This window comes from Phocaeicola sp. ICN-14070 (assembly GCF_037892625.1).
GTDB classification, from domain to species: Bacteria; Bacteroidota; Bacteroidia; order Bacteroidales; family Bacteroidaceae; genus Phocaeicola; species Phocaeicola plebeius.
Window position 1 is genome coordinate 1 of record NZ_JBBKBF010000015.1, and the last position, 24,653, is coordinate 24,653.

Genomic DNA, 24,653 nt, shown 5'->3' on the forward strand with positions numbered 1-24,653 from the left:
CATATATCCCCGTTTTATTACAAAAAATCTTACATTCATAAGATTTGAAAAGTAATTATATAAAAAACGTCTGATACAGTTCAAGTATACATCTTAAAACTGTATCAGACGAGAATTTTGTTATAATATGTCAATTAGTCAATCATATCAAATCCGCAATAAGGAACCAAAGCCTTAGGAATGCGAATTCCTTCTGGAGTTTGATTATTTTCCAGCAATGCGGCCACAATACGAGGCAAAGCCAAAGCTGAACCATTCAATGTATGACAAAGTTCTGTTTTCTTTTCAGCTGTACGATAACGGCATTTCAAACGGTTTGCCTGATAAGTATCGAAATTTGAAACAGAACTTACTTCCAACCAGCGTTTCTGTGCTTCAGAGTATACTTCGAAATCGAAGCAAAGTGCGGCTGTAAAGCTCATATCACCACCACACAAACGAAGAATTCTGTAAGGAAGTTCCAATTTCTTCAACAAGCCTTCTACATGGTCCAACATTTCCTGATGAGACTGTTTAGAATGTTCCGGTTTGTCAATGCGCACCAATTCAACTTTTGAGAATTCATGCAAACGGTTCAAACCACGTACATCCTTTCCATAAGAACCAGCTTCACGACGGAAACACTGAGTGTAAGCACAGTTCTTAATCGGAAGCTGTTTTTCATCCAGAATCACGTCACGGTAAATATTAGTCACAGGCACTTCAGCAGTAGGAATCAGATACAAGTCATCCAAGTTGCAGTGATACATCTGACCTTCCTTATCAGGCAACTGTCCTGTACCATAGCCAGATGCAGCATTCACTACTGTAGGAGGCATGATTTCTTCATAACCTGCAGCACGAGCCTCATCCAGGAAGAAGTTAATCAATGCACGCTGCAAACGAGCACCTTTTCCTTTGTATACCGGGAAACCAGCACCTGTAATCTTAACGCCTAAATCAAAATCAATCAAATCATATTTTTTGGCCAGCTCCCAATGGGGCAATGCATCTTTCGGAAGTTCGGTTTCCATACCTCCCATTTTTTCTACCACATTATCTTCAGCTCCAAAACCTTCCGGAACACTTTCGTAAGGTACATTAGGGATGGTATAAAGCAAGTTCTGCATATCTTCAGCAGCCTTATCCATCGTTGCCTGCAGTTCTTTGCTAATTTCTTTGATTTCCGCTACACGAGCTTTAGCAGCTTCTGCCTCTTCCTTTTTTCCCTCTTTCATCAAAGCACCGATAGTCTTCGATGTAGAATTTACTTCTGAGAGATTTTTATCTAATTGGTTTTGTGCGCTACGTCTCTGATCATTCAGTTCAAGCACTTTTGCAATTGTTTCTCTTGCATTTGCAAAATGCTTTTTCTCCAATCCACGAATCACCTTGTCGGTGTCTTCTGTAATTTGTTTAATAGTAAGCATATCTTTTTACTTTTTAATGTAATCCAAACCGTAATTGCGTTGCAAAGATATAGTTTTTTATTGGAATATATAAACAGATGCCATGCAGAAAATAACTTCTTCTCAGAAAACGGGCAGTGTATAAACCAAACCTAATGAGATGCGCTGGTGGTTATAACTTTCCGCTCCCCACGAACGTGCTTTCTCTGTCAAATGTATATTCTTATATAATAGGTGAAGATAGCACAACAGCTCACTGTTTTTCAAAGGATAATACTCTGCACAAAACTGTACGTTCCATACCCTGCGATAGGTTCCTGATGAAAACTCGTCATTCGATTTAAACACATTGCCCTGTTCATAGACTCCTTTTACATACATATTCCAATGTGAAGCCACACGGTAGTCTAAATTGAATATAGTTGTAAAGTAGTCCACATTCGGCACCGTAGTACCTTCACCATTCACAGCTGTTACCTCACTAATAAGTCCTTTGGAGTCGATGCCCTCACGCGAATACATAAAATCAATGTAGCCTAAAAAGGGTTTCTTGTCCCATACATTTCCACAAGTAAAATAAAATACATTCTTATTTTTTGCCAGCTGTCCATAGGAAAGAGAATAACGAAGCTGCATGGCATGATCTACAAAATAACCGTCCCAGTTAACAGTTGCCAGCAAAGGAATTTTAGTAGGCTCTACCCCTTCCGGAAGTCCATACATGAACTGATCAGCACTATCTCCGTTCCGATTATTTGTCAACTGAAAATTAAACTCATGGTTGTCATTCATCTTGTAGGCCGCATTCAAACCCGCCTGATAGCATGGTATCGTGTTATTGAAATCAGAGTAATGCCGCACTTTAATGGCATTCACCCAGCACTCATACCCACTGAACTGGACAGGTTGCTTTCCGGCAGTCAGTTTCCATTTGTCATCCAACTGCCAACCTACCATAGCCAATTCCACTGAACCAGACAGATTATCCAAGGGAATATTGGGAGTAGTATATTGATTCAAAGACTGACGAAAATGATAGGAGAATTTTTCATGAAATCCCCCTAACACCTCCAAACGGATACGATGCACCTTAAATGCCGCTTCATCCAGTTTGGCATTATTAAAGGAGACATCGGCAGCAGAACAGAACTGAATATTCATATCTGCCCAATCCACCTTCCGCTTACCATCCGTCATTCTCTCTAACAGCGGCACATTGTCTGTAGAAGACACCATAGATTCGCTTTGGGCATATCCCTTTCCTACCGACAATGTAAGACATACAAACAAAGACGCTACAATCTCTTTCCAGACTTTTATCTCAACCAACCGCCCCATCATACATTACAAAGATTGACGAATACGAACCAGTTTAATCAGCAAGTCTTCCAGCAAGTCCAATTTTAGCATATTGGCTCCATCGCTTTTTGCTTTAGAAGGATCTTCATGAGTTTCCATAAACAACCCATCCACACCAACTGCCACACCGGCCTTTGCCACAGTTTCAATAAGCTGCGGCATACCCCCTGTAACTCCTGAAGTCTGATTTGGCTGTTGCAAAGAATGTGTCACATCCAGCACTACCGGATGTCCGAAAGATTGCATCTCCGGAATACCTCTATAATCGACAATCAAATCCTGATAACCAAATGTTGTACCACGTTCCGTCAGCATCACCTGATCGTTACCTGCCTCTACCACTTTATCAGCCGCAAAACGCATGGCAGCAGGAGACAAGAACTGACCTTTTTTAATATTGACAATTTTTCCGGTGCGAGCTGCCGCAACCAGCAAATCGGTCTGACGACAAAGAAATGCCGGTATCTGCAACACATCCACATATTCAGCAGCCATTTCTGCTTCGGAAGCAGTATGAATATCTGTTACTACAGGCACATTAAACGTACTTCTAACCTTAGCCAAGATTTTCAGCGCCTTTTCATCACCTATTCCCGTGAAAGAATCCAAACGAGAACGGTTCGCTTTTCGGTAAGAACCTTTAAAAACGTATGGAATATGCAATTTATCCGTAATTTTAACTACTCGCTCCGCAATACGAAGAGCCATATCCTCTCCTTCTATCACACAAGGACCTGTCAGCAGGAAAAACATATCATCCCGCTTTAAATCAGAAATATTCTTTATCATATTAATTAGGTATTATCAAAGTAATTGCTTCTGGAGCTATTGTAATTTCAATCGGGAAATGACGATCCAACCAAAGCCGACCATCCAGACTGACTTCCGCATTCTGTGCACGCAATACCTTTACGCACCGCGTACGATAAGGCTTGACCGTCTTATGATTCAGCAATCTTCCCTGTTGCAACATCCAAAGTCCGGAAATTAACTGACGAAGCTCTGGACGATAAATAATAGACACATCAAGCCACCCGTTATATGGAACAGCGCTCGGAGTCAGTCCATACCCGTATGCACTACCAATTCCCACAGCCATGATGCGCCCACGAATATGTTCGTCATTTACCTTCAAATGCATCCGATGTAATTTCCGTTCAAAGGCAACCAGAAACAATGAAGCTAGATAAGAAATCAGTGGAATTCCCCAAAAGCGACGAGTTTCATTGGTAATCCGTACAATTCGGGCACCAAGTCCCATATACACAGCATTCAGGAAGTAACGAGTCTGATGTTGTTCTCCGTCAAAATACGAGAACACCCCAATATCAATTTTTCTCAATCGACGATTGATCAACACATTTACCGCTTTCTTATAATCATCGGAGCTTAGTCCCCAGTACTTTGCAAAATCATTACCAATCCCATTCGGAATCACCCCTAAGGCTATCTGGCTTTTATCTTTTACATCAGAATACATAATACCATTCAGGGCATCATTAAGCGCACCATCTCCGCCTACTACCACAATCGTAAGATAACCATTATTAGCCAGTGTCTTTGCCAAACGTTCAACCGAACCAAATCCCTCCGACTGCACATAATCATATTTCACCTTACATTCATCCATGTAAGCACGAATGGTCTGCCAACGTTTCTGAGCCTTCCGGCTTCCGGCCTTGGGGTTATAAATCACCCCCCATCTGTCTGGTTCTACTGCCATTTCCGTTTATTTTATCAGATCAATAATTCGTTCCACATTCTCATTCAGTGGTGCTTCAGCATCTATCCAATGAATCTGAAAGCCCCTCCTTTCCATACCTCTAAACCAAGTCATCTGCCGTTTGGCAAACTGATGAATAGCGATTTCAAGTTGACTGAACATGTCATCGTAAGACAACTTACCCACTGCATATAAAGTCAAATATTTATATTCCAGACCATAATAAATCAAATCATCAGGATTTATCCCCTCTTCCAGCAACGCCTTTACTTCATCAACCATCCCTTCCTGCAAACGTTTCTTCAATCGGTTGGTAATCTTCTGCCGGCGCAAATTCCGATCAATATCCACTCCGATAATCAGACTATGTATTTCGGGGAATGAACGCGCATTGACATCTTGAGTTAAATAATATTCCTCTATTTCAATTGCCCGAATGGCTCGCTTCACCGTATCTACATCTGTTGAATTATGCAATTTCTTATAGCGAGACAAGATATCCGTCAACTCCTCAAGCGATTTAGAAGCCAAACGTTCTCTCAGTTCTTTATTTTCCGGAACAGGAAGTAAACGGTATCCTTTCAAAATGGACTCCAGATACATACCTGTACCTCCACACAAAATCGGTAGAAGTCCTCTGGCCTTTATATCTTCGTATGCAACTAAAAAATCACGTTGATATTCAAATACATTATATTTATAGCCTGGTTCCACAATGTCTATCAAATGATAAGGAACCTTATAGCCGTCAACCACATAGTCTGATAAATCCTTACCTGTTCCCAAATCCATCCTACGATACACCTGACGACTGTCACCACTAATAATTTCTGTTTTCAGACGAGCAGCCAAAGTTGCAGCCAAAGAAGTCTTTCCTGAAGCCGTTGGACCAAGTATCGTAATCAAATCATAATTCATAAGGTCATTTTTGAGAAGTTCAACGGCAAAGATAGTTTTTTTCTGCACAACACACACGAATATGCGTAAAAAAAAGCCGCCAGGAGAAAATCCTGACGGCTCTTGCTATATGGTCTAAACTAATTAGCAGTTTACAGAAGCCATGTGAGCGATCAAATCCAATACTTTGTTAGAGTAACCAATTTCGTTGTCATACCAAGAAACAACCTTAACAAAAGTATCAGTCAAAGCAATACCAGCTTTAGCATCGAAGATAGAAGTGTGAGTGTCACCCAAGAAGTCAGAAGAAACAACTGCATCTTCAGTGTAACCCAGGATACCCTTCAATTCGCCTTCAGAAGCTTCCTTCATAGCAGCGCAGATTTCAGCATAAGTAGCCGGTTTAGCCAAGTTAACAGTCAAGTCAACTACAGATACGTCCAAAGTCGGAACACGCATTGACATACCAGTCAATTTACCGTTCAAAGCCGGGATAACTTTACCTACAGCTTTAGCAGCACCAGTTGAAGACGGGATGATGTTACCAGAAGCAGCACGACCACCTCTCCAGTCTTTCATAGAAGGACCGTCAACAGTTTTCTGAGTAGCAGTTGTAGAGTGAACTGTAGTCATCAAACCATCAGTGACACCCCATTTGTCGTTCAAAACCTTAGCGATAGGAGCCAAGCAGTTAGTAGTACAAGAAGCGTTAGAAACGAACTGAGTACCTTTAACATAAGTTTTTTCGTTAACACCGCAAACGAACATCGGAGTGTCATCCTTAGAAGGAGCTGACATAACTACATATTTAGCACCAGCTTCGATGTGAGCCTGAGCTTTTTCTTTAGTCAAGAACAAACCAGTAGATTCTACTACGTATTCAGCACCTACTGCATCCCAAGCCAATTCTTTAGGATCTTTGCAAGCTGTTACACGGATTTCTTTACCGTTAACAATCAATTTGCTGTTTTCAACGTCAGCTTCGATAGTACCGTTGAATTTACCGTGCATAGTATCATATTTCAACATGTATGCCAAGTAATCTACCGGACACAAGTCGTTAATACCTACGATCTGAATATCGTTTCTGTTCTGAGCTGCACGGAATACGAAACGGCCGATACGACCGAAACCGTTAATACCTACTTTAATCATTTTGTTTAAAATTTAAAGGTTTTATAATTGCTTTATAAACACTCACTCTATTAGTAATCAAAAGGAACCATCAATTTGACATTTATTCCTTTCCGATTGCGATGCAAAAATAAGTATTTCTTTTGAAAGTAAACAACGAATAAGAGAAAAAATACTCAAAAAATATCAGCTGTTACACCTTATTTTTATATATACAAAGGCTTTTTCTGCCTCCTCCTAGCTTTTTTGCAGTCTCAATATACCAAATTGACATTATCTATCCATAATTTATTTCCAGGAGACCCCACAAAAGCTCCTCCCATACTTGAAGTAAACTGAAGAATCAAATGTGTAGGATGCTCGTCTTTACTGGCCCAGCCCACTTCTTTTATAAGTTTACTTTCTCCTTTGCTGTTACGGGCATAATATCCGCCTGTACCTAATTGCATCAATTCTGGTACATAACGCTTGTCATGCGTAATATCCCCATACATTATTTCATAAGTAGCTCCATTGTGCCAGTCTTGCGAACGATTGTATTTTACGGCTACTGTACCTACTCGCTTAGCAATAATGTTTCCTTCCGCATCTTCCGAACGTTTCTGCAACAGACAAACCATAATCGCACAATCCTGCCCCGGCACAGTAGTCTTCTTGCTGAATCCGGTCTGACGAATACGGTTCGGTTGTCCAGACATTTGCACCTTATAGTCATAGCGAACCGCCTTTGGACGGGAAGTAAAAGGAAGGCCTGAATTCAGTGCTTTTTCTCCATCTTTAGTTCCCGTAATCGGTTCCTTCATATCACCCAGGAACATAGAGCCTGAAGCTAACACCGTGATATTCACCATTCCCAGCACCTTTACACTTTCAATATGAGTTTCCAGACGTGCACAATAGCCATTCCCTCTCTGTTCAGGATATACACTGGTATTTGTTTTTACAATCCCCATCACTTTAGCCATTACATTAGAATTTCCCCACGGAGATCCTCCCTGATTCACATAAGCCACATTTCCGTCGATTTCCTTTGTAGGCCCTAACTCATACAGCAATTTTGTATTTCCTCCAATAATCCCCGACTCATGAATCTTACGGGTAACCCACTGATCCATATCACCGTATTTTATTGGCACAACCTTTTCCTGTGCTTGCATAGCCAAAGGCATTCCAAGCAAAAACATACCTATAATCCTATTCAATTTCATAAATACCAAATCTTTTTCAGCCGACAAATATAAGCAAAAAAAGCGACAGCTTTTACACTGTCGCTTTCAATCCTGAAATATGGAATAATAATTCTTATCTATATCACATTAATACACACGATACAATAACCAAGCACCTTGGAAATCTTCACGTGTAGGATATTTTGCTTTAAATGCATCTCTTGCACGAGCAGCTTCGTCTCTTGTATCAAATGATTCAACAACCACACGATACATATTGCGTTCTGCATTGTACACCACCTTTGCATTATAACCGTCTCCATCCAGTTTTGACTTCAAACCATCCGCATTTGCTTTTACACCAAAGCTACCACAAACTACGCTATAAGCTTTCAAGCCATCACCTGAAACCAATTCTACCTTTTCCTCACGAACTGGAGCTGTAGATACAACTGGAGCAGGAGCAGGTGCTGTTTCTACTGCCGGAGCTTCCACTAGTGCCTCAGTGGCTGCAGAAGCCTCAGCAAGTTCCTGCTGTTTAGCTTTTTCATACGCTTTCTTGTAAGCACTTTCACTTGATTTACAAGAAGAGAATGCCAATGCAGTGCACAGAGCCATTCCCATTACAACAATCTTCTTCATGTTATCTATACCAATATTAGATGAATATTCAATTTAATACGTCGCAAAGGTAACAATATAAAATCTGCCATACTATTAAAATCCGTTAATTCTATTCTATCGACAGCATGGAGCTGCATTTTTCCATGAAAAAAGAACAACATATCAGGATTATTATTAGATTTGTAAAGTAATAACTTTTAAAAATTAGATTTATGAAAGCTTTAAGTATTGTAGCAGCATTCCTTGGCGGTGTTACTTTAGGAGCTGCAGCCGGCATTTTGTTTGCCCCGGAAAAAGGTGAAGATACCCGTAGAAAAATTGCTGAAGTTCTTCGCAAAAAAGGTATTCGACTGAACCGTGCCGAAATGGAAGACTTGGTCGATCAAATAGCAGCAGAAGTTAAAGACGCTGAATAATTTGTCGTAAATATAAAGCAGGCTTTTTCAAGGGAAAAGTCTGCTTTATATTTTTTTCATCTTAGAATAACTGCTTATGTTTGCAAACGATAAAAGCATTGATAACCTTGAATCCTTATTTAAAGAGGTACGAAAATACATTGAGCTTCAAGGTCAATACGTCAAACTCGATTTGGTAGAAAAACTCACTATCCTGCTATCTACCTTAATCCTTATACTCATCATTATCATTTTGAGCATGATGGCTCTTTTCTATTTTTCCTTCATGCTCGTATACGCACTGGCTCCTCTTGTAGGCAGCCTGATTGGAGGATATGCCATCATTGGAGGGGTAGTTCTTCTCTTGGCCATACTCATTTACCGAATGAGAAAACAATGGATATTCCAGCCTATGGTACATTTCCTCGCACGCTTATTCCTTGACGAACCTGCTTCTAAAGAATAAAATAATGAACGATATAAAACCCATTCCCAACTATAGCGTTGAAATCATCTCTCAATTAAGGGCACAAAAAAAGCAAGAATTAAGAGAGTCTAAAGAACGCATACAACTCCTGACACAGGAATTATTCTCTCCCCAGAAAAGTAAAAACAAAATGGAGAATATGATGCAGCATATCAATGCCGGCATAGCCGCTTATGATGGGCTGAAAACCGGCATCATGATTTTCCAACGCATACACCGTTTTTTTAATCGAAAAAAAGATAAGAACCGCTGATGAAAACCTCATTATTCCTTGCCGCCCTTGCCGCATTTACCACGGCAGGAGCTACAGAAAATCCATTATGGATGCGCTATTGCTCCATTTCACCCGACGGAAGCACTATTGCTTTCTGTTATAAAGGAGACATTTACACCGTACCCTCCACTGGTGGAAATGCCAGACAACTCACCACTAATCCGGCATACGACACTCATCCGATATGGAGTCCGGACGGACAGCAGATTGCTTTTGCCTCTTCCCGCCAGGGAAGCATGGATATTTACATTGTATCCAAAGACGGAGGAATCCCCAAAAGACTAACAACTCATTCTGGAAATGAAACCCCTGTCACATTCTCAGATGCCACACATATTTTATTCAAGGCCAACCTGATGCCTGATGCGACCGACCTGTCCTTCCCCAGTGCCCAGTTTCCACAAGTTTATGAAATAAGCACTCAAGGCGGACGTCCCAAACTCTATTCCTCTCTTCCTATGGAAGACATCAGTGTCGCACAAGATGGTACGACCTTACTATATCACGACCAGAAAGGGTACGAAGACCCCTGGAGAAAACATCATACTTCTTCCATTACACGCGACATTTGGATAAGTAAAAAAGAGAACAATGAGCGTACTTACCAGAAAGTCACGTCATTCAATGGAGAAGACCGTAACCCGATATGGAGTAACGATAACCAGTCGTTTTACTACCTCAGCGAAAAAGCAGGCTCGTTCAATATTTTCAAATGCAACCTTGACGGAAGCAATGAAATGCAGTTGACACACCACACTCAGCATCCGGTCCGTTTCCTGTCATCTTCACAGAACGGACTTTTATGCTACGGTTACGACGGTGAAATTTATACGGTCAAAGAAGGCCAGCAACCTCAAAAAGTAGCTATCAGTATTGTAACAGACCAGACAGAGACAGAACTAGCTCATCAGATAAAATCTTCAGGAGCAACCGAAATCGCCGTGTCACCCAATGGCAAGGAAGTGGCGTTCATACTTCATGGAGACGTTTTTGTGACCTCTACTGAATATAAAACTACCAAACAGATCACAGACACTCCGGAACAGGAACGCAGCATTGACTTTGCTCCCGACGGACGAAGCATTGTATATGCATCCGAGCGAAACGGACTCTGGCAGATTTACCAGTCTACTTTAACAAAAGAGGAAGAAAAGTTATTTACCTACGCCACCGATATCAAGGAAGAACAGCTGACGCATTCTCAAGCCACTTCCTTCCAGCCGCAGTACAGTCCTGACGGAAAACAAATTGCCTTCTTGGAGAACCGTACAACTCTACGGGTTCTTGATTTGAAAGACAAATCTGTCCGCACTGCCATGGATGGGAAATATGAATACTCCTACAGTGATGGAGACCAGTGGTTCCAGTGGAGCCCCGACAGCAAATGGCTGCTTTGCGGATACATCGGAACAGGAGGATGGAACAATAACGATGTGGCCCTGGTCAGCGCTTCCGGAAATGGTGAAATCCACAATTTGACAGAAAGCGGCTATACAGATTCCAATGCCAAATGGGTACTGGATGGAAAAGCCATGATTTGGGAAAGCGACCGTGCCGGATACAGAAGCCACGGAAGCTGGGGAGCTGAAAGCGATGTGTACATCATGTTCTTCGACTTAGAGGCTTACGAACGTTTCCGCCTCAGCAAAGAAGAATTTGCCCTCGTAAAAGAGAAAGAAGATAAAGAAAAAGAGGAAGACAAGCAGGACGGCAAGAAAAAGGACAAAAAAGAGAAATCTGAAAAAGACAAGGAAGTCACTCCACTCACCTTTGATTTGGAAAACTGCCGTGACCGGATTATCCGCCTGACCGTGAATTCTTCTCACTTAGGCGATGCCGTACTCAGCCCTGACGGCGACAAGCTTTACTATCAGGCCTCTTTTGAAGACGGTGCCGACTTGTGGGTACACGATCTGAAAGAACAAAAGACCGAACTTCTGCTAAAAGACATCGGATATGGCTCGATGACCTACAACAAGGAAAACAAACAACTCTTCCTTTGCAGCAACGGAGGCATCAAGAAAATAGATATTGAGAAAAATAAGACTGACAACGTAAGCTTTGAAGCGATATTCAATTACCGTCCATACGAGGAAAGAGAATATATTTTCAACCATGTATGGCAGCAAGTGCTCGACAAGTTCTATGTAGCCGACTTACATGGAACTGACTGGAAATTCTATCGTGAAAGTTATGCACGTTTCTTGCCGCATATCAATAACAACTACGATTTCCAGGAAATGCTGAGCGAACTGTTAGGCGAACTGAACGGCTCACATACAGGAGCCAGATATTATGCTCCGGGAGCCACCTTGTCTACTGCATGCCTGGGTGTATTCTTCGACAACAGCTATGAAGGAGATGGATTAAAAATCCAGGAAATTATCGCCAAAGGCCCGTTTGCGGTTAAAAAGACAGATGTAACCGCAGGTTGTATCATTGAGAAAATTGACGGAGAACCTATCCTGAAAGATACAGATTATTATCCTATGCTGGAAGGAAAAGCAGGAAAGAACATACAACTCAGCATCTACAACCCGCAAAACGGAAAACGCTTCCCGGTAACCATCAAGCCCATCAGTGCAGGTGAGCAGAATGAATTGCTCTACAAACGCTGGGTAAAAAGAAACGAAAAGATGGTCGAAACTCTTTCCGGAGGACGAATTGCATACGTACACGTAAAAGGCATGGATAGCCCAAGTTTCCGCAATGTGTACAGCGAATTGCTTAGTGACCGCAATCGCAATAAAGAAGCTGTTATCGTAGATACCCGTCACAATGGAGGAGGCTGGTTGCACGACGACCTGGCCACTTTGTTAAGCGGAAAAGAATATCAGCGTTTTGTTCCTCGCGGACAATACATCGGCAGCGACCCATTCAACAAATGGCTGAAACCGTCATGCGTCATGATTTGTGAAGACAATTACAGTAATGCACACGGTTTCCCCTGGGTATACAAAGAGTTGAAAATTGGTAAGCTCATCGGAGCTCCTGTTCCGGGCACCATGACTGCTGTATGGTGGGAACGTCAGATAGACCCGACCATCGTCTTCGGTATTCCTCAAGTAGGTTGTATGGATATGCGGGGCCAGTACATGGAAAACAAACAACTGGAACCGGACATCAAAGTCTACAACAGTCCTGAAAAATCACTGAAAGGCGAAGATGAACAGCTTGCAGCAGCAGTAAAGGAAATGCTGAAAGAAGCCGATGCACAAAAGAAGTAACTATAACTCCTTGATAAGTCTATAAAAAAGCGGGGAAGGACAAACCCCATCGTCCTTCCCCGCTTTTTTATAATACCTCCAACCTTTTATTCTACGGCCCGCAAACCTTCATTAATTCTCTTCAATCTCAGCAAGGCCTCAATATAGTAATAATCTGCATAGATGATAGAAGCATCTATTTCCGACTTAGCTGGCCAGTGACCGGTAGAATGTAACAAGAAAGCGACATTCGTATCCCGCGACTGATATTTATCGCTGCTCAGACTGCACAACATTTTTTCCGCAGCTTCCTTGTACTTTTCCCCTTGCCCGTTTCCATAAAAACCAGACATCTCCAGCAAAGCCGAAGCAACCACACAAGCCGCAGAAGCATCCCTAGGTGCATTCGGAATGTCAGGTGCGTTAAAATCCCAGTAAGGCACATAATCCTCAGGCAGATTCTTCAGATACACGTCCACCAACTTCTCTGCAAATTCCAGGTATTTAGGGTCACCGGTTTCACGGAAAACCACAGTATAGCCATAAATAGCCCAGGCCTGTCCACGTGCCCACATCGACTCATCCGCATATCCCTGATGCGTGCATTTCTTGATGCAATTCCCTGTCAATGTATCATACACAGCCACATGATACGAGGTATAATCCGTACGGAACTGGTTTTCCATCGTTTTGTCCGCATGCGACACTGCCACGTCAAACAACCGCCGGTCTCCCCCGTTGCGGGCAGCCCAGAAAAGCATCTCCAAGTTAATCATGTTATCCATAATGGTGTTATGCCCGCCCAACATCTCAATGTTACGAGGCCAGGACAGAATCGTACCCACTTTCGGATTATACAAAGTAGCCAGCGAGTCAGCCGTAGCAATGATTACATCCCGATAAGTCGGATTATGCGTCAGACGATACCCGTTTCCATAACTGCAAAACACGAGAAAGCCCAAATCGTGATCATACGCCGGAATCTCTGAGAATAACTTTAAGGACTCCGTGTACTTTTCTGCCAGTTCACGAATCGTATCATTTTGTGTAGCTTCATAATCATACCACAAAATACCCGGCCAGAATCCACCTGTCCATTCTTCCTTAGCCACTTTCCGGCAATTCCAGAACTTTTCGCCCGACAAGATATTTCGAGGCTGCATACTATAATCCGCCTCCCCGTTCTTTTCCAGTTCAGCCAGCGCACGATGTACTTGCACGTCACAATACGCCAAGGCTTTATCCACATCCAGGTTTTCAGCCTTTTCACCGGCACAAGAAGATAAAGCCATTATTCCTATGCCATACAACAGATTTCTAATTTTCATATCTAAATTCTTTTATTTTTCCAAACGAAACCAGTCTACATCCACCCAGCCACGCTCCTTTCCATGAGGAGTTACGCTGAACATTCCCACCTTTGCACCAATCCATTTTCCCTGACGGGCTTTGAACAGCGTGCCGGCCTCCGTAAATTTCTTTCCATCCAGACTGTAGCTAAAGCGACAATATGCCCCTTTGTCCACATGTACCCTTATGTAAATCTCTCTTTCGTAATTGGGGAACAAACCTGCTTCAAACTTCCGGCTGGGCTCTAATACGGCTAATGTAGAAACCTGTTCCAGATTACCCTGTTCTGCATCCTTACATACAGCCTGCTTCAGCAAGAACTTTTCTCCCTGCTTTTCCACTCCTATCCAGGAATAGTCCCAGCCCATAATGATGAGTCCCGAAAGTTGTCCGTCATCTTTTGCCGAAACCTTTAATTTAGCGGTAGCCGTAAATTCCTCTGCCGGGAATTTTTGCATCAACAGATTCGGAACTTCCCAGAAGTTCTTAAAATGCGGCGAAAGTTCATGCCCATAAATACGGGCATATCCCATATTCGTCGTAAAGCCAAACACATCCTGATAATTTGCATGCCATTCCCATTGCAGCCCCAGCTTACGAGTATCAAACTCATCACTCTCCACAGGTGTTTCTATCGGATACGTTTTATCGGTTTTAGGTTTACGATAACGGCTCACCGGGTCTCCACAACCGTCGCCGTCCTTATCAACTCCAATTATCGGCCAGTCATTTATCCATTTCATCGGATTCAGATGCAGCACACGTCCATAAGCTCCCTTATCCTGGAAATGCAAAAACCACGATTCTCCGGCCGGAGTGTCTACCCATCCTCCCTGATGCGGTCCGTTGATGTCCGTCTTTCCTTGCGCCATCACAATTCGGGCTTCATACGGTCCATACACATCTTTCGAACGCATCACCAGTTGCCATCCGGAAACTACTCCACCCGCAGGTGCAAACAGGTAGTAGAATCCATTCCTTTTATAAAACTTAGCTCCCTCAATGGTATGATTTACTCCGTCATTTCCGTCAAACACCAGTACCGGGTCCGAAATGACTGCCGTACCTTCCTTATTCATCTCGCACACCGTCAACACACTGTTGAATTTCGCTCGGCTTCCGGCCCATGCATGAGCCAGATACACACGCCCGTCGTCATCCCATAACGGACAAGGGTCAATCATCCCTTTTCCAGCTTTTACCAGCACTGGTTTATCCCATTCTCCATACGGGTCACGAGTCTTTACCATAAAAATGCCAAAATCCGGATCACCCCAGTATATATAGAACACTCCTTCATGAAAACGAATAGAAGGTGCCCATACGCCTTTTCCATGACGAGCTTCATTATAATATTCCACCGGTTCCACCTTCTTCAAGGCATAATTCACGATTTTCCAGTTTACCAAATCCTTTGAATGCAGGATAGGAAGTCCCGGAGTACAATTAAAACTAGACGCCGTCAAAAAATAGTCCTCTCCTACCGCACATACATCCGGATCAGAATAATCCGCATGAAGCACTGGATTCCGGTACATGCCATTCCCTTCATCAGACACCCATACCTCAGAACGATACTGTGCCATCGCTGGATGAAACAGGCTGCAAACTGACAGACTCAATATAAAAAACAATCCTTTCATTCTTCTTTCCTAATTTAAGTAACCCTCAAAAACAATCTTCTACCTAAAGAAAAATACCCAAAACTTAAAAATCCATTTATCTAAAAACTTTTCGTCTATAAATACGAATCAGGGTTCCATTCCACTTAAAAGAAGAGCCTAAAAATTTCTTAAAATGATTCTCCGTTATATTTCTTATAAGCTTTTGCTTCCTTTTCTGTCACCGGCACCAGTCTCACGGCAGCTCCTCCTCTGGGTTTCAGGGTAAACTTTATCACATCCCCAGCTTCAACCAACACATACGAACATTTCACCTGTGTCTTTGTCTTCACTTCTTCTCCCCCATCGGTATAAATAGATGCCAGATACATCTGATTCTTGTCCAGGAAAGAACAATCCAAAGTTTCAACAGAACCGTCATTGTTGGTCAGCATTCCCACAAACCATTCTTTCCCTTTCCGGCGAGCCATGGTGATATTTTTACCCGGCATACCATCCAACACATGCGACTCATCAAATACAGTCTGCAGGTTTTCAAACCATTCAATCTCCGGTTCACCGTTGTAGAATTGAGGACGGTCATACCAGAAAATTGTCATCAACGGACTATAAAACACCAATGAAGCCGCCAGCTGATGCGCATGCGTATTCTTCAAGCGCTTGTCATAATAACAGATAGTATAATCTGCGGCCCCGTTAATCATACGCGTAAACGGAAGAATGGTACTGTGTGTAGCATCCGGAAACTCTTCGTTCCCCAGGATACCTTCCTGTGTCAGCAGATTTGGATAAGTACGGCTGAATCCCGACGGACGGAACTCATCATGAATATTCATCATCAGGTTATTCTCTGCAGTCAGACGGACCATGTCGTGCAACCAAGTAGCCCAGCGGTGACTTGCATACTGCACAAATCCTGACTTCACTCCTACAATGCCCCATTTATGCAACAGCGGGAACAATTCGCGCATCTGTTTCTGTAGGGCATGCTGATTGACATACAACCAGATACCTACCCCTTTCTTCTTTCCATACGCCACCACTTTCGGCATGTTCAGTTTTGACACCACCTTCGTGGCATCCCCATCATGTGAGGTACAGGGCATATACCACTGCCAGTCAAAAAGCATATACGGAATGCGGTGTTCCGCACAGAAATCAATGGTCTTCAAAGCCTGATCTGTCGTAAGCGAGGTTTCGCGCATGATTTTTCCCGGCTTAATCCAGTCCGTATCCTTAATCTCACAAGGAGGATTCAAATTTTCGATAATATAATTGTGTTCCAGCAATTCCCCCGGTTTATCTGCCGCCATGATGACCTTCCACGGCGTTGCATAATAAGTAACAATATCCACCGGACTGTACATGACAGAAGTCAATGTATGCTGCTTTTCAGATGAAGCCTGAAATTTGGTCAGACACCAGTCGTCCACATCGGCATCAGTCAATGCCGCCCATACCCCGTTGGGTAATTCCAGTGTCAAGGCACGTTCCACCGGCTTCTTCAGCGCATTCACATCCAGGTATTCAAAATGCGCCTGTGCCCATTGTTCAGCCCAAGCCTTGGTTCCTTCCGGAAAAGTATACTCCGTCAGGTCCCCCACTACCTTATGAAAAATAGCTTTCGGATGTTCCGGGAAATAATAACGAAAAGCCACCCCTTCATCGTAGGCACGCACTTCTACATTCAAACGGTAATTAGAACCGTCCTTTTTTGATAAATACAATGTGCCCCATTTATAGTTGTCACGCACCGAGCTGCGTTCCCCATAAAGCGGTGTCCAAGTAGTGTCATGGCTGCCATAAGCTACCGAATCCACCTCCAGATTGTCCATCCAGCATGCCGGCTGAGGCAATTTACGCATCCCCAAAGCCATTTCCCAGACACGATTGTCCAGTTGCAATCCGGCCTGCGATTCCTTCACTACCTGTTTCCCATTGTAATTTACCTCATAGCAAAGCACATTGGCTCCGGAAGCCGATTTTCTCTCATAAAATTTCACCTTATGTGTACCTTCCGGAGAAGACAAATTCAATTCGATCGGTTCTGCCGCACACATTGCAGCTCCAAGAACCCATAATCCCAACGTCAAAGACAAGTTCTTCATATTCCTTTTATATTGTTTTTTATAGAAATACGAATAACTTGTCCCGACTACTCAATCAAAATGTAAATTTCTTTGATTTTTATTTCACTTGAAACTCAAACGTATTAAACGAATGAGCCTGCAAAGTCACATTCAGCCATTTTTCTCCCAACTTCACCGTCAGTTGCTGCGGACTATCCTGAAAGTTTCCTGCTACCACCACGGTTTTTCCTTCCGGAGTCTGTACCACTAACACCGGCTTCTTATCCTCACCCGTCGGTTTAAACGCCAGCACCTTCGTGCCCGGCATCAGGAAACGGGTGTAATGCTTCACGGCATAATATTCCGGCGTAAAGATAGCCTTAGCCTGTTTGGAATCCACCCGTATCAAGGCATTCTGCTTCCATCCCCACGGACTTACTCCTTCATCCGCCAGAATCGGATTCCAGAAAGTATACTCCTCACAGCCATTTCCTAAATAATGATTCATCAGATGAAACGTATGCTCTGCGGCTTTCCAGTCGAAAGACCCCCATCCGCATTCACTTTCAGTCTGCACATAGTTATAATTCGGATATTTCGCACGCAGGCGGGTCAGCAACTGTCCCCCTTCCCACTGCAGTCCTATTCCTTGAATCGTTTCAGGCATACGCGGGTCGTCCAGCACCTTTTCTATTATTTCATAACGGTTTGTGTTGATGGTTCCGAAATACAGTCTCACGTCCGGGTGCGCTTTCTTCAGAGCCGGAGCCAGATACTCTACATTGAAACGGATAATCCCCTCCGGTGTCCATGCACATCCCGGATAAGGCGTATAGCTCCACGATTCATTTTGAAACATCACCATCTTTATGGGAATATTCAGTTCTTTATACGCGGAAACAAACTTACAAAAGAAATTCGCGTATGCCGACAGGTAACGAGGGTCTTGAATGAAGAAGTCCGTTTCAGCCAGTTCTGCCGGGAATACTCCTTCTGTCTTAGGTCCTTTATTTCCTTGCAAATAATAATCCTTCGCCGGATGCATCGTATTATATTTATCACTGCGCACCGGATAATCCTGATTGATTTTCATCCAGCTGGGCGGACTCCATGGAGAAATCCAGAAGGTCATGTTCGGATTATAACGCTGGGCCGACTTGATATACGGCACAAGCGAAGTCTTATCGCGGTCTATATTGAAATGCTCCAATTCAAAATCTCCAGGTACCTCGTCGCAACTGTACCAGTTGCGTGAGAAATCGTTCGCATTCATCGGGAAACGCCCCAACGTAAACCGCAAATCACCTTCCGGAGAAAACAATTTCCTCAGAATATCTTCCTTCTCATTACTGGGCAGCACATTCAAGGCATCCCATCCCAGCTCATTGAAGCAAGTACCCCAAGCCTTGAAAACGACTACAGAATCTCCCTTATCTACCGATAAATCAGCAGCTGTTCCTCCTGTTTTCGTTTGTAATTTCACCTTGTTCTGTGTCCAGGTCTTCCCTTCACAACTACTCACCCAATCACATGTCTGTGCCTGCACGGATACTTCAAACAGTGCAATTCCCATACAACTGAAGCAAATTTTTCTCCATTGTCTTTTCATAGCGTCAACTCTTTTTATTTCTCAAAAGTATTCAAAAAAGAAACACCCTCTACATGCGGACCCACATAAATTCGTGCCATATCTCCCGTATGATACCATTTCGGTTTTCCCGGCATATCATCAGAGATAATCTGACCATTTATGCGAAGGTTTTCAAAACGAATGTTCCGTACCTTCCGCTGTGCATCATATCCCTCAATCACGGAAATCTCAGCCCGATTACCGGTGTACGACACATTCTTGAACACCACATTTTCAATCCCTCTTCCCGGCGCCTTGCAATATTTCTCATTAAAGAATATACGAAGATTCACCAACTGCCCCTGTCGGAAGTTTTCAATGCGTATATCTTCAAAACGCACATTCCGTATCAGATTCTCATCGCCCGCATTAATAGCCAGACAACCTTGATAGTTCAACTGCTTCTCCTTATGGTCCAGAATATCGATATTCACATAATTCAGATTCTCCAAAATCTCCGGTTTGTCCACATTTCCATGAATCCCGATAAAAATAGGATGCGCCACATCGGCCCATAACGTAGAATTCTGCATGGTAATGTTCGAACTTGGTCCTTCAAATCCCAATCGTGTGCCATACACCGTAGTACAGTCATCCGATGTCCGGCAAAATACCCTGTCGAACAATACGTTCCGGCTGGAAAACACATTCATCCCATCTCCCCAACCAAAATAACTGATGACTTTTACATTTCGAATGGTAACACTGTCCGAACCACCCGTAGCACATTGTGTAGCTACCAGTCCTTCCACATACACATTACGGGAATTAGCGATACGGATACCCATCTTCACGCTCGGATCAATGATGCCCCGGCCCAGCAATTTCACGTCATGCACATTTTCAATCAGCATCCGTCCCATCATTACGGCTCCACCGGCCACATAGACCGTCTTACCGGAAGGAATACGAAATTCTCCTCCTTCAACATGATGAATTCCGGGTCCGAAATAAATCAGGTCCGGATTCTTTTTGTCTACCTTAAATGTATCCAAGGGATTGGCAAACAAATGCAGGTTATGAAAAATATCTCCATTCACTTCCACCGAAAGATTGGCCGGTTTCTTTAATGAAAATTGAAGCGTATTCCCTTCTATCGTAAAAGGAATATCGTATGACAACGGACGTACACGAGCCGAATCAATCTCTCCTTTATTATACGTCACTGCAATTTCCACCTTTTCCGAAAAATCAAAGGTAGCCATGGAAGCATGTTCCACATGGTGCTTCGTCTCACGCACCTCATCCACCTTCACCAGGTAAGTGGGCACAAGCACCCACTTACTTTTTCCTTCCGGACGGACTTTGACTGTAAAGTCATTGTTCAAGGAGATGCCTTGAGGTGCCCCAGCTACCTCCACTTTCGCCCCAGTTGCTGTCCCTGTCAGCACGCATATCCATAAGACACTCAATAACCAACGTAACATAAAACTTTATTTATTCCAAAACAACAACGAGCCAAAAGCTGGCTGATCTCTCTCAAATCCTTCCGGACGTATCTTATCCAAGACTTCCTTTGTATAAGGCATTTCCAAGTGTTTACGCAACACATAATGGTTATACACTATCTCATAAACCGGTTTAAAGCTTCCCCGGGAATGGGATGAGATAGACTGCCAGTCAGAATATTTACCGGTAATATCTTTCCACACCACATAAGGCACATCATACCCCAAGTTGTACCGGGCCGTATACTCATATCCTTTCAGCAAACGATTGTCTAATGCCGAGTACAAATCATCTCCTTGAATCCAGGCCATTTCACAAATTGTAGCCATTGCCCCCAACCCTAATTGCGGATGTCCCTGATCACGTCCACTTTCCTGACACTGTCCGGTATCGCCACTGATATAATTCTTTATCGTACCATTATCATGCGCATTCAGGTAAAAGTCTTTTGCCTTCTCATACATTTGCACATTATCCGACCAAATGGCAATAGCCATGTAAGTTTTAGTGGCTACAGGTCCCCAGTTACCGTTAGTATACGGCTCACACGCATAAAAATTCTCTAACACCGGCAAAAAGACTGTCAATATCATCTTACTGATTTTGGCCAAAGAAGACGCATCAGCTTCTTTATATGTGTATTTTAAAATTTCTGCCGCATATACAATTTTCATACCTTCCAGGCCAGCCAATAAAGGTGCATCATTCGTTTCCGGAATGTATTGCAACGTATCGGCATAAGCAGTCAATATATCCAGCGATTTTTCCGCATGTCTTTTATCACCCGTAAGCATCCACATCAGAGAATTCTGGTAAGCAGCACTGAAATCCCGCTCCATGTTACCTTTGGTATAAGCATATTCCCCGTCACGAGAAATCACCTTATAAGGGCCACGTAATTCATAATCAAACTGTGAACAAGGATGTGCTTTCAAAATCATCCAGGACCCATAAGCTGGCATTATTTTTTTCTCTATCTGCTGTTTCATCACCTCAAAACTTTTCAAGTTATGAAGCACACCAGGATGTGTAAAACTACGGGCTGACAAAACGGTACATAACACACACAGCCACATACTGACAACAAATCTTCTCATAAGCCTTCCTCTATTTATTTCACCACAATATTATCTACAAATTCGTTCTTTACAAAATCTTTTGTGTCTTTCATTTTCTTGCCATTAATGACAATATTTTCAAAAGTCACATTTTTTACTCTCCGGTTCTCATCAAAACCAAAAATCACAGACTTGTTTTCTCCGATACCATCATACGTAATATTGCGGAAAGTCAGTCCGTCAATTCCCCTACCGGGCTGTTTGTCATATTTAGGATTGTAATTTACCCGAATGTTAAACATCATCCCCTCTTGTATGCTTTCAATGCGTATATCTTCAAATAAAATATTCCGAGCCAGGTTTTTATCTCCACAAACCACGGCCATACAACCCTGATAAGGATAATCATCCTCGTCCTGTTCCAGAATATCAATGTCTCTGAATGTCAGATTCTCTATAGTCTCGCCTACTTCCGATTCGGGGTCACCATGCCCGCCAATATTAATCGGGTGAGCAATATCTGCCCAAAGTACTGCCTTTCGCACATTTACATGATTGGTACCTCCCCACCAGTTCCAACGGTGATTATAGAAAGCCAGGCAATCGTCACTGTTACGCATAAAAATATTTTCTATGTCGATATCCTGACAACTCATCACGTCAATTCCATCCGACCAGCCCTTACAACTGAAGGCTTTAAAATTTCGCACGGTAATACCTTTTGAACCACCTCCAAAAATAGAATAATGATCTGGATTCACCACTGTTATCCCGTCAATATACACATTTTTCGAGTCTGTCACCTCAATTCCCCGAATAGCCTTGTAAATAATACCACGCCCTATAATCCGTACATTTTCCGCATGATCAACCAGCAATTTAGCTTCCACTACGGCTCCAGGTGCCAGATATACAGTCGTATTACTCGGAATCCGGATTTGATTATTCGGCAAATCTCCCGGACGATGCGTACCCGGTCCAAAATACATCACGCCCTCTGAGCTTTCCTTATAAGTTTCCGTTTCTACCGGATTGGCAAACAGATGCAGATTGTTCAAACGGTCTCCGTTAAACTCTACAGAAAGGTACTGAGGCTTATCCAAAGTAAAAAAAATACAATTTTTCACCTGTTTGTATTCTATGTTTTTGGAATACGGACGAATATCCACCTGCTGAATCATGCCGTTATTCTTCTTCACCATCACTTCCACCGGTTCATCCATGTCAAACTGTACCATTGAAGCATCTGTCACCCGGTCCATATCCACCTGAACCTTATACTCAAAGGTCTCTTTCCATTCTCCACCTTTTGTTCTGACTCTCACTGTAAAGTCATCATTATGTGGTAGTCCGGTACGAAGTCCTTCCGGATATGTATAAAGCTGGGCATTAATTCCCCCTCCACATATCAAAAGTAACAATATAAAAAATATCTTCTTCATCGCAATCCTTCAATTTAAAAGACAGACTATCACTTTCCATGATAGTCTGTCATCAATACAATCAAATTTATTTATCTTGCATACATTAATGTGCCACAGCCTAAAAGGTCATAAGTACCACCACCATCTCCGGTTTGAGCACCTGGTTCTGGTCTCATCTGATTGACTCCCATCAACGTATATTGCGTCCATTTAGGCTCCACATTTTTAACTTTTGCATAATGTCCATAGAGTACCTCCCACATCGGTCGTTGAGTACCACGGGCATCTGCTGAGACCTCTGTATGCCAACCATGTACACGATTATAATACTCTACAAATGGGACATCCAATCCTGCCACATTATATTTAGCAGAATATTCAGCTGCCTTTAAAATCACATTATCATTGTATCCAAAGAAATCATCCCCTTGATTCCAAGTTGTCTGGGCAATGATTCCCAATAGACCTATCACAAGAGTAGCATGACCCTGGTCACGTCCAGACTCCTGTATCTGAGCTAATCCGGCATCATCTCCATCAAACACATGAACTATTGTATTTTTCAGGCATCCATTGCCTTCACCTTCCAGCAAATATTCTACCGCTACATTATAAATGTCACGTCGGTCAGCCAAAATTCCGATTGATAAGATTGAAGCAAGGTTACACAAATCCCAGTTTGCCCAATAGTTCATTATATCCGCATCATGATGTCTGGTCAAATAATCAAGATTCATAGAATAAAATACATCGACCATCCATTTCTGATAAGCAGCAAATTTATCAGCCCCCCATCCTGCATAGTCTCTCATCAACTCTCCAGCATTTGCAAACTGATAACCATATAAGCCGGCAGCCAATGATACGTTAGAGTCGCCATTCAACGATTTACAAGTTGTAGCCCACGCATTCAGTATATTAACAGCAGCTTTAGCATACTCCTCATCTCCTGTTATTTTCCACGCCAACGCATAATGATATGCAGCGTGAGCCTGATTAGCTGCATTATTATAGTTATCCGGTTCAGACTCCCAAATGGTATTTCCACCTCGAATTAACTTTTCTGTTGCATTTGGAGTTACAGAAATACCTTGAAAGCTTCCATTATACGGAGCTGTAAAATGATTATTCGTCATCAATGCATTCCATCCGTCTATCCATGGAGATGTCTGAGAAGCTACATTATTCTTTGCACGGTCAATATCTTCTTGGCTATGTAATATTCCCGGGTGAACAAAAGCTACACTTTCATCTTTAATTTCTATATTATGCTGAATTTCTTCAACCTCCTCTTCTTCTGTTATCCAATCACGTTCAATCGGATCAATATCGTCTCCGCAAGCAGAGGTAATACATGCTAAACCTACAGTTGCTATAAAAAACAGTTTATTCATA

Annotated in this window: 20 protein-coding genes; 4 read left to right on the forward strand and 16 right to left on the reverse strand. The window is 42.7% G+C overall.

Annotated elements, in window-relative coordinates; all coding sequences use genetic code 11:
* Nucleotides 1-134: 134 nt before the first annotated feature.
* The 8 genes from serS to WKT20_RS06350 all read right to left on the reverse strand — a co-directional run bounded on the left by serS (nucleotide 135) and on the right by WKT20_RS06350 (nucleotide 8,312).
* A complete protein-coding gene (gene serS, locus WKT20_RS06315; RefSeq protein WP_117702276.1) occupies nucleotides 135-1,409 on the reverse strand; it encodes a serine--tRNA ligase in 1,275 nt (424 codons plus the stop codon).
* A gap of 102 nt (nucleotides 1,410-1,511) precedes the next feature.
* Entirely contained in the window at nucleotides 1,512-2,729 is a 1,218-nt protein-coding gene (locus WKT20_RS06320; RefSeq protein ID WP_270653644.1) for an OprO/OprP family phosphate-selective porin, read from the reverse strand.
* Nucleotides 2,730-2,732: 3 nt separating this feature from the next.
* Nucleotides 2,733-3,536: a 3-deoxy-8-phosphooctulonate synthase gene (kdsA, locus tag WKT20_RS06325; protein ID WP_270653645.1), complete on the reverse strand. Its 804-nt coding sequence runs from the start codon at nucleotides 3,534-3,536 to the stop codon at nucleotides 2,733-2,735.
* A gap of 1 nt (nucleotide 3,537) precedes the next feature.
* Nucleotides 3,538-4,470 (reverse strand): diacylglycerol/lipid kinase family protein, encoded by a 933-nt coding sequence (locus WKT20_RS06330; RefSeq protein ID WP_117702279.1) that lies wholly within the window; start codon nucleotides 4,468-4,470, stop codon nucleotides 3,538-3,540.
* Nucleotides 4,471-4,476: 6 nt separating this feature from the next.
* Nucleotides 4,477-5,388 (reverse strand): tRNA (adenosine(37)-N6)-dimethylallyltransferase MiaA, encoded by a 912-nt coding sequence (miaA, locus tag WKT20_RS06335; protein ID WP_117702319.1) that lies wholly within the window; start codon nucleotides 5,386-5,388, stop codon nucleotides 4,477-4,479.
* A gap of 123 nt (nucleotides 5,389-5,511) precedes the next feature.
* Nucleotides 5,512-6,522 (reverse strand): type I glyceraldehyde-3-phosphate dehydrogenase, encoded by a 1,011-nt coding sequence (gap, locus tag WKT20_RS06340; protein ID WP_118242532.1) that lies wholly within the window; start codon nucleotides 6,520-6,522, stop codon nucleotides 5,512-5,514.
* Nucleotides 6,523-6,755: 233 nt separating this feature from the next.
* Entirely contained in the window at nucleotides 6,756-7,709 is a 954-nt protein-coding gene (locus WKT20_RS06345) for a PCMD domain-containing protein (RefSeq protein ID WP_117671307.1), read from the reverse strand.
* Nucleotides 7,710-7,817: 108 nt separating this feature from the next.
* Nucleotides 7,818-8,312 (reverse strand): SPOR domain-containing protein, encoded by a 495-nt coding sequence (locus WKT20_RS06350; RefSeq protein ID WP_340417040.1) that lies wholly within the window; start codon nucleotides 8,310-8,312, stop codon nucleotides 7,818-7,820.
* A 194-nt stretch (nucleotides 8,313-8,506) separates the two neighbouring features.
* Between WKT20_RS06350 and WKT20_RS06355 the strand changes: the two genes are divergently transcribed.
* From WKT20_RS06355 to WKT20_RS06370, 4 genes are all read left to right on the forward strand, one after another.
* Nucleotides 8,507-8,710, forward strand: a complete 204-nt coding sequence (locus WKT20_RS06355; RefSeq protein WP_007562680.1) for a YtxH domain-containing protein — start codon at nucleotides 8,507-8,509, stop codon at nucleotides 8,708-8,710.
* A 76-nt stretch (nucleotides 8,711-8,786) separates the two neighbouring features.
* Complete coding sequence (locus WKT20_RS06360) at nucleotides 8,787-9,155, forward strand: phage holin family protein (protein ID WP_007562683.1); 369 nt, start codon at nucleotides 8,787-8,789, stop codon at nucleotides 9,153-9,155.
* Nucleotides 9,156-9,159: 4 nt separating this feature from the next.
* Nucleotides 9,160-9,429 (forward strand): hypothetical protein, encoded by a 270-nt coding sequence (locus WKT20_RS06365; protein WP_117671189.1) that lies wholly within the window; start codon nucleotides 9,160-9,162, stop codon nucleotides 9,427-9,429.
* Complete coding sequence (locus WKT20_RS06370) at nucleotides 9,429-12,677, forward strand: S41 family peptidase (protein ID WP_340417041.1); 3,249 nt, start codon at nucleotides 9,429-9,431, stop codon at nucleotides 12,675-12,677. Before WKT20_RS06365 ends, WKT20_RS06370 begins: the two co-directional genes overlap by 1 nt.
* 86 nt (nucleotides 12,678-12,763) lie before the next feature.
* Here WKT20_RS06370 and WKT20_RS06375 read toward each other — a convergent pair whose 3' ends face one another.
* The 8 genes from WKT20_RS06375 to WKT20_RS06410 all read right to left on the reverse strand — a co-directional run bounded on the left by WKT20_RS06375 (nucleotide 12,764) and on the right by WKT20_RS06410 (nucleotide 24,652).
* Nucleotides 12,764-13,984, reverse strand: coding sequence for a glycoside hydrolase family 88 protein (locus WKT20_RS06375; protein ID WP_304243394.1), 1,221 nt, complete (start codon nucleotides 13,982-13,984; stop codon nucleotides 12,764-12,766).
* 12 nt (nucleotides 13,985-13,996) lie between these two features.
* Complete coding sequence (locus WKT20_RS06380) at nucleotides 13,997-15,649, reverse strand: glycoside hydrolase family 43 protein (RefSeq protein ID WP_340417042.1); 1,653 nt, start codon at nucleotides 15,647-15,649, stop codon at nucleotides 13,997-13,999.
* Between the two features lie 149 nt (nucleotides 15,650-15,798).
* Nucleotides 15,799-17,688 carry a glycoside hydrolase family 97 protein gene (locus WKT20_RS06385; protein WP_340417055.1) on the reverse strand — a complete coding sequence of 630 codons (1,890 nt, stop codon included), beginning with the start codon at nucleotides 17,686-17,688 and terminating at the stop codon, nucleotides 15,799-15,801.
* A gap of 127 nt (nucleotides 17,689-17,815) precedes the next feature.
* Nucleotides 17,816-19,306: a glycoside hydrolase family 30 protein gene (locus WKT20_RS06390; protein ID WP_340417043.1), complete on the reverse strand. Its 1,491-nt coding sequence runs from the start codon at nucleotides 19,304-19,306 to the stop codon at nucleotides 17,816-17,818.
* A gap of 14 nt (nucleotides 19,307-19,320) precedes the next feature.
* Complete coding sequence (locus WKT20_RS06395) at nucleotides 19,321-20,754, reverse strand: glycosyl hydrolase family 28 protein (RefSeq protein ID WP_340417044.1); 1,434 nt, start codon at nucleotides 20,752-20,754, stop codon at nucleotides 19,321-19,323.
* Between the two features lie 6 nt (nucleotides 20,755-20,760).
* Nucleotides 20,761-21,873: an alginate lyase family protein gene (locus WKT20_RS06400; RefSeq protein WP_340417045.1), complete on the reverse strand. Its 1,113-nt coding sequence runs from the start codon at nucleotides 21,871-21,873 to the stop codon at nucleotides 20,761-20,763.
* Nucleotides 21,874-21,887: 14 nt separating this feature from the next.
* Entirely contained in the window at nucleotides 21,888-23,276 is a 1,389-nt protein-coding gene (locus tag WKT20_RS06405) for a glycosyl hydrolase family 28 protein (protein WP_195204310.1), read from the reverse strand.
* Between the two features lie 71 nt (nucleotides 23,277-23,347).
* Nucleotides 23,348-24,652 (reverse strand): alginate lyase family protein, encoded by a 1,305-nt coding sequence (locus WKT20_RS06410; RefSeq protein WP_022054035.1) that lies wholly within the window; start codon nucleotides 24,650-24,652, stop codon nucleotides 23,348-23,350.
* Between the last annotated feature and the right edge of the window lies 1 nt (nucleotide 24,653).

Bases quoted from the DNA above. Each gene is read 5' to 3' on its own strand.
- serS (WP_117702276.1), bottom strand. From the start codon at position 1,409: ATGCTTACTATTAAACAAATTACAGAAGACACCGACAAGGTGATTCGT.
- WKT20_RS06320 (WP_270653644.1), bottom strand. From the start codon at position 2,729: ATGATGGGGCGGTTGGTTGAGATAAAAGTCTGGAAAGAGATTGTAGCG.
- kdsA (WP_270653645.1), bottom strand. From the start codon at position 3,536: ATGATAAAGAATATTTCTGATTTAAAGCGGGATGATATGTTTTTCCTG.
- WKT20_RS06330 (WP_117702279.1), bottom strand. From the start codon at position 4,470: ATGGCAGTAGAACCAGACAGATGGGGGGTGATTTATAACCCCAAGGCC.
- miaA (WP_117702319.1), bottom strand. From the start codon at position 5,388: ATGAATTATGATTTGATTACGATACTTGGTCCAACGGCTTCAGGAAAG.
- gap (WP_118242532.1), bottom strand. From the start codon at position 6,522: ATGATTAAAGTAGGTATTAACGGTTTCGGTCGTATCGGCCGTTTCGTA.
- WKT20_RS06345 (WP_117671307.1), bottom strand. From the start codon at position 7,709: ATGAAATTGAATAGGATTATAGGTATGTTTTTGCTTGGAATGCCTTTG.
- WKT20_RS06350 (WP_340417040.1), bottom strand. From the start codon at position 8,312: ATGAAGAAGATTGTTGTAATGGGAATGGCTCTGTGCACTGCATTGGCA.
- WKT20_RS06355 (WP_007562680.1), top strand. From the start codon at position 8,507: ATGAAAGCTTTAAGTATTGTAGCAGCATTCCTTGGCGGTGTTACTTTA.
- WKT20_RS06360 (WP_007562683.1), top strand. From the start codon at position 8,787: ATGTTTGCAAACGATAAAAGCATTGATAACCTTGAATCCTTATTTAAA.
- WKT20_RS06365 (WP_117671189.1), top strand. From the start codon at position 9,160: ATGAACGATATAAAACCCATTCCCAACTATAGCGTTGAAATCATCTCT.
- WKT20_RS06370 (WP_340417041.1), top strand. From the start codon at position 9,429: ATGAAAACCTCATTATTCCTTGCCGCCCTTGCCGCATTTACCACGGCA.
- WKT20_RS06375 (WP_304243394.1), bottom strand. From the start codon at position 13,984: ATGAAAATTAGAAATCTGTTGTATGGCATAGGAATAATGGCTTTATCT.
- WKT20_RS06380 (WP_340417042.1), bottom strand. From the start codon at position 15,649: ATGAAAGGATTGTTTTTTATATTGAGTCTGTCAGTTTGCAGCCTGTTT.
- WKT20_RS06385 (WP_340417055.1), bottom strand. From the start codon at position 17,688: ATGTGTGCGGCAGAACCGATCGAATTGAATTTGTCTTCTCCGGAAGGT.
- WKT20_RS06390 (WP_340417043.1), bottom strand. From the start codon at position 19,306: ATGAAAAGACAATGGAGAAAAATTTGCTTCAGTTGTATGGGAATTGCA.
- WKT20_RS06395 (WP_340417044.1), bottom strand. From the start codon at position 20,754: ATGTTACGTTGGTTATTGAGTGTCTTATGGATATGCGTGCTGACAGGG.
- WKT20_RS06400 (WP_340417045.1), bottom strand. From the start codon at position 21,873: ATGAGAAGATTTGTTGTCAGTATGTGGCTGTGTGTGTTATGTACCGTT.
- WKT20_RS06405 (WP_195204310.1), bottom strand. From the start codon at position 23,276: ATGAAGAAGATATTTTTTATATTGTTACTTTTGATATGTGGAGGGGGA.
- WKT20_RS06410 (WP_022054035.1), bottom strand. From the start codon at position 24,652: ATGAATAAACTGTTTTTTATAGCAACTGTAGGTTTAGCATGTATTACC.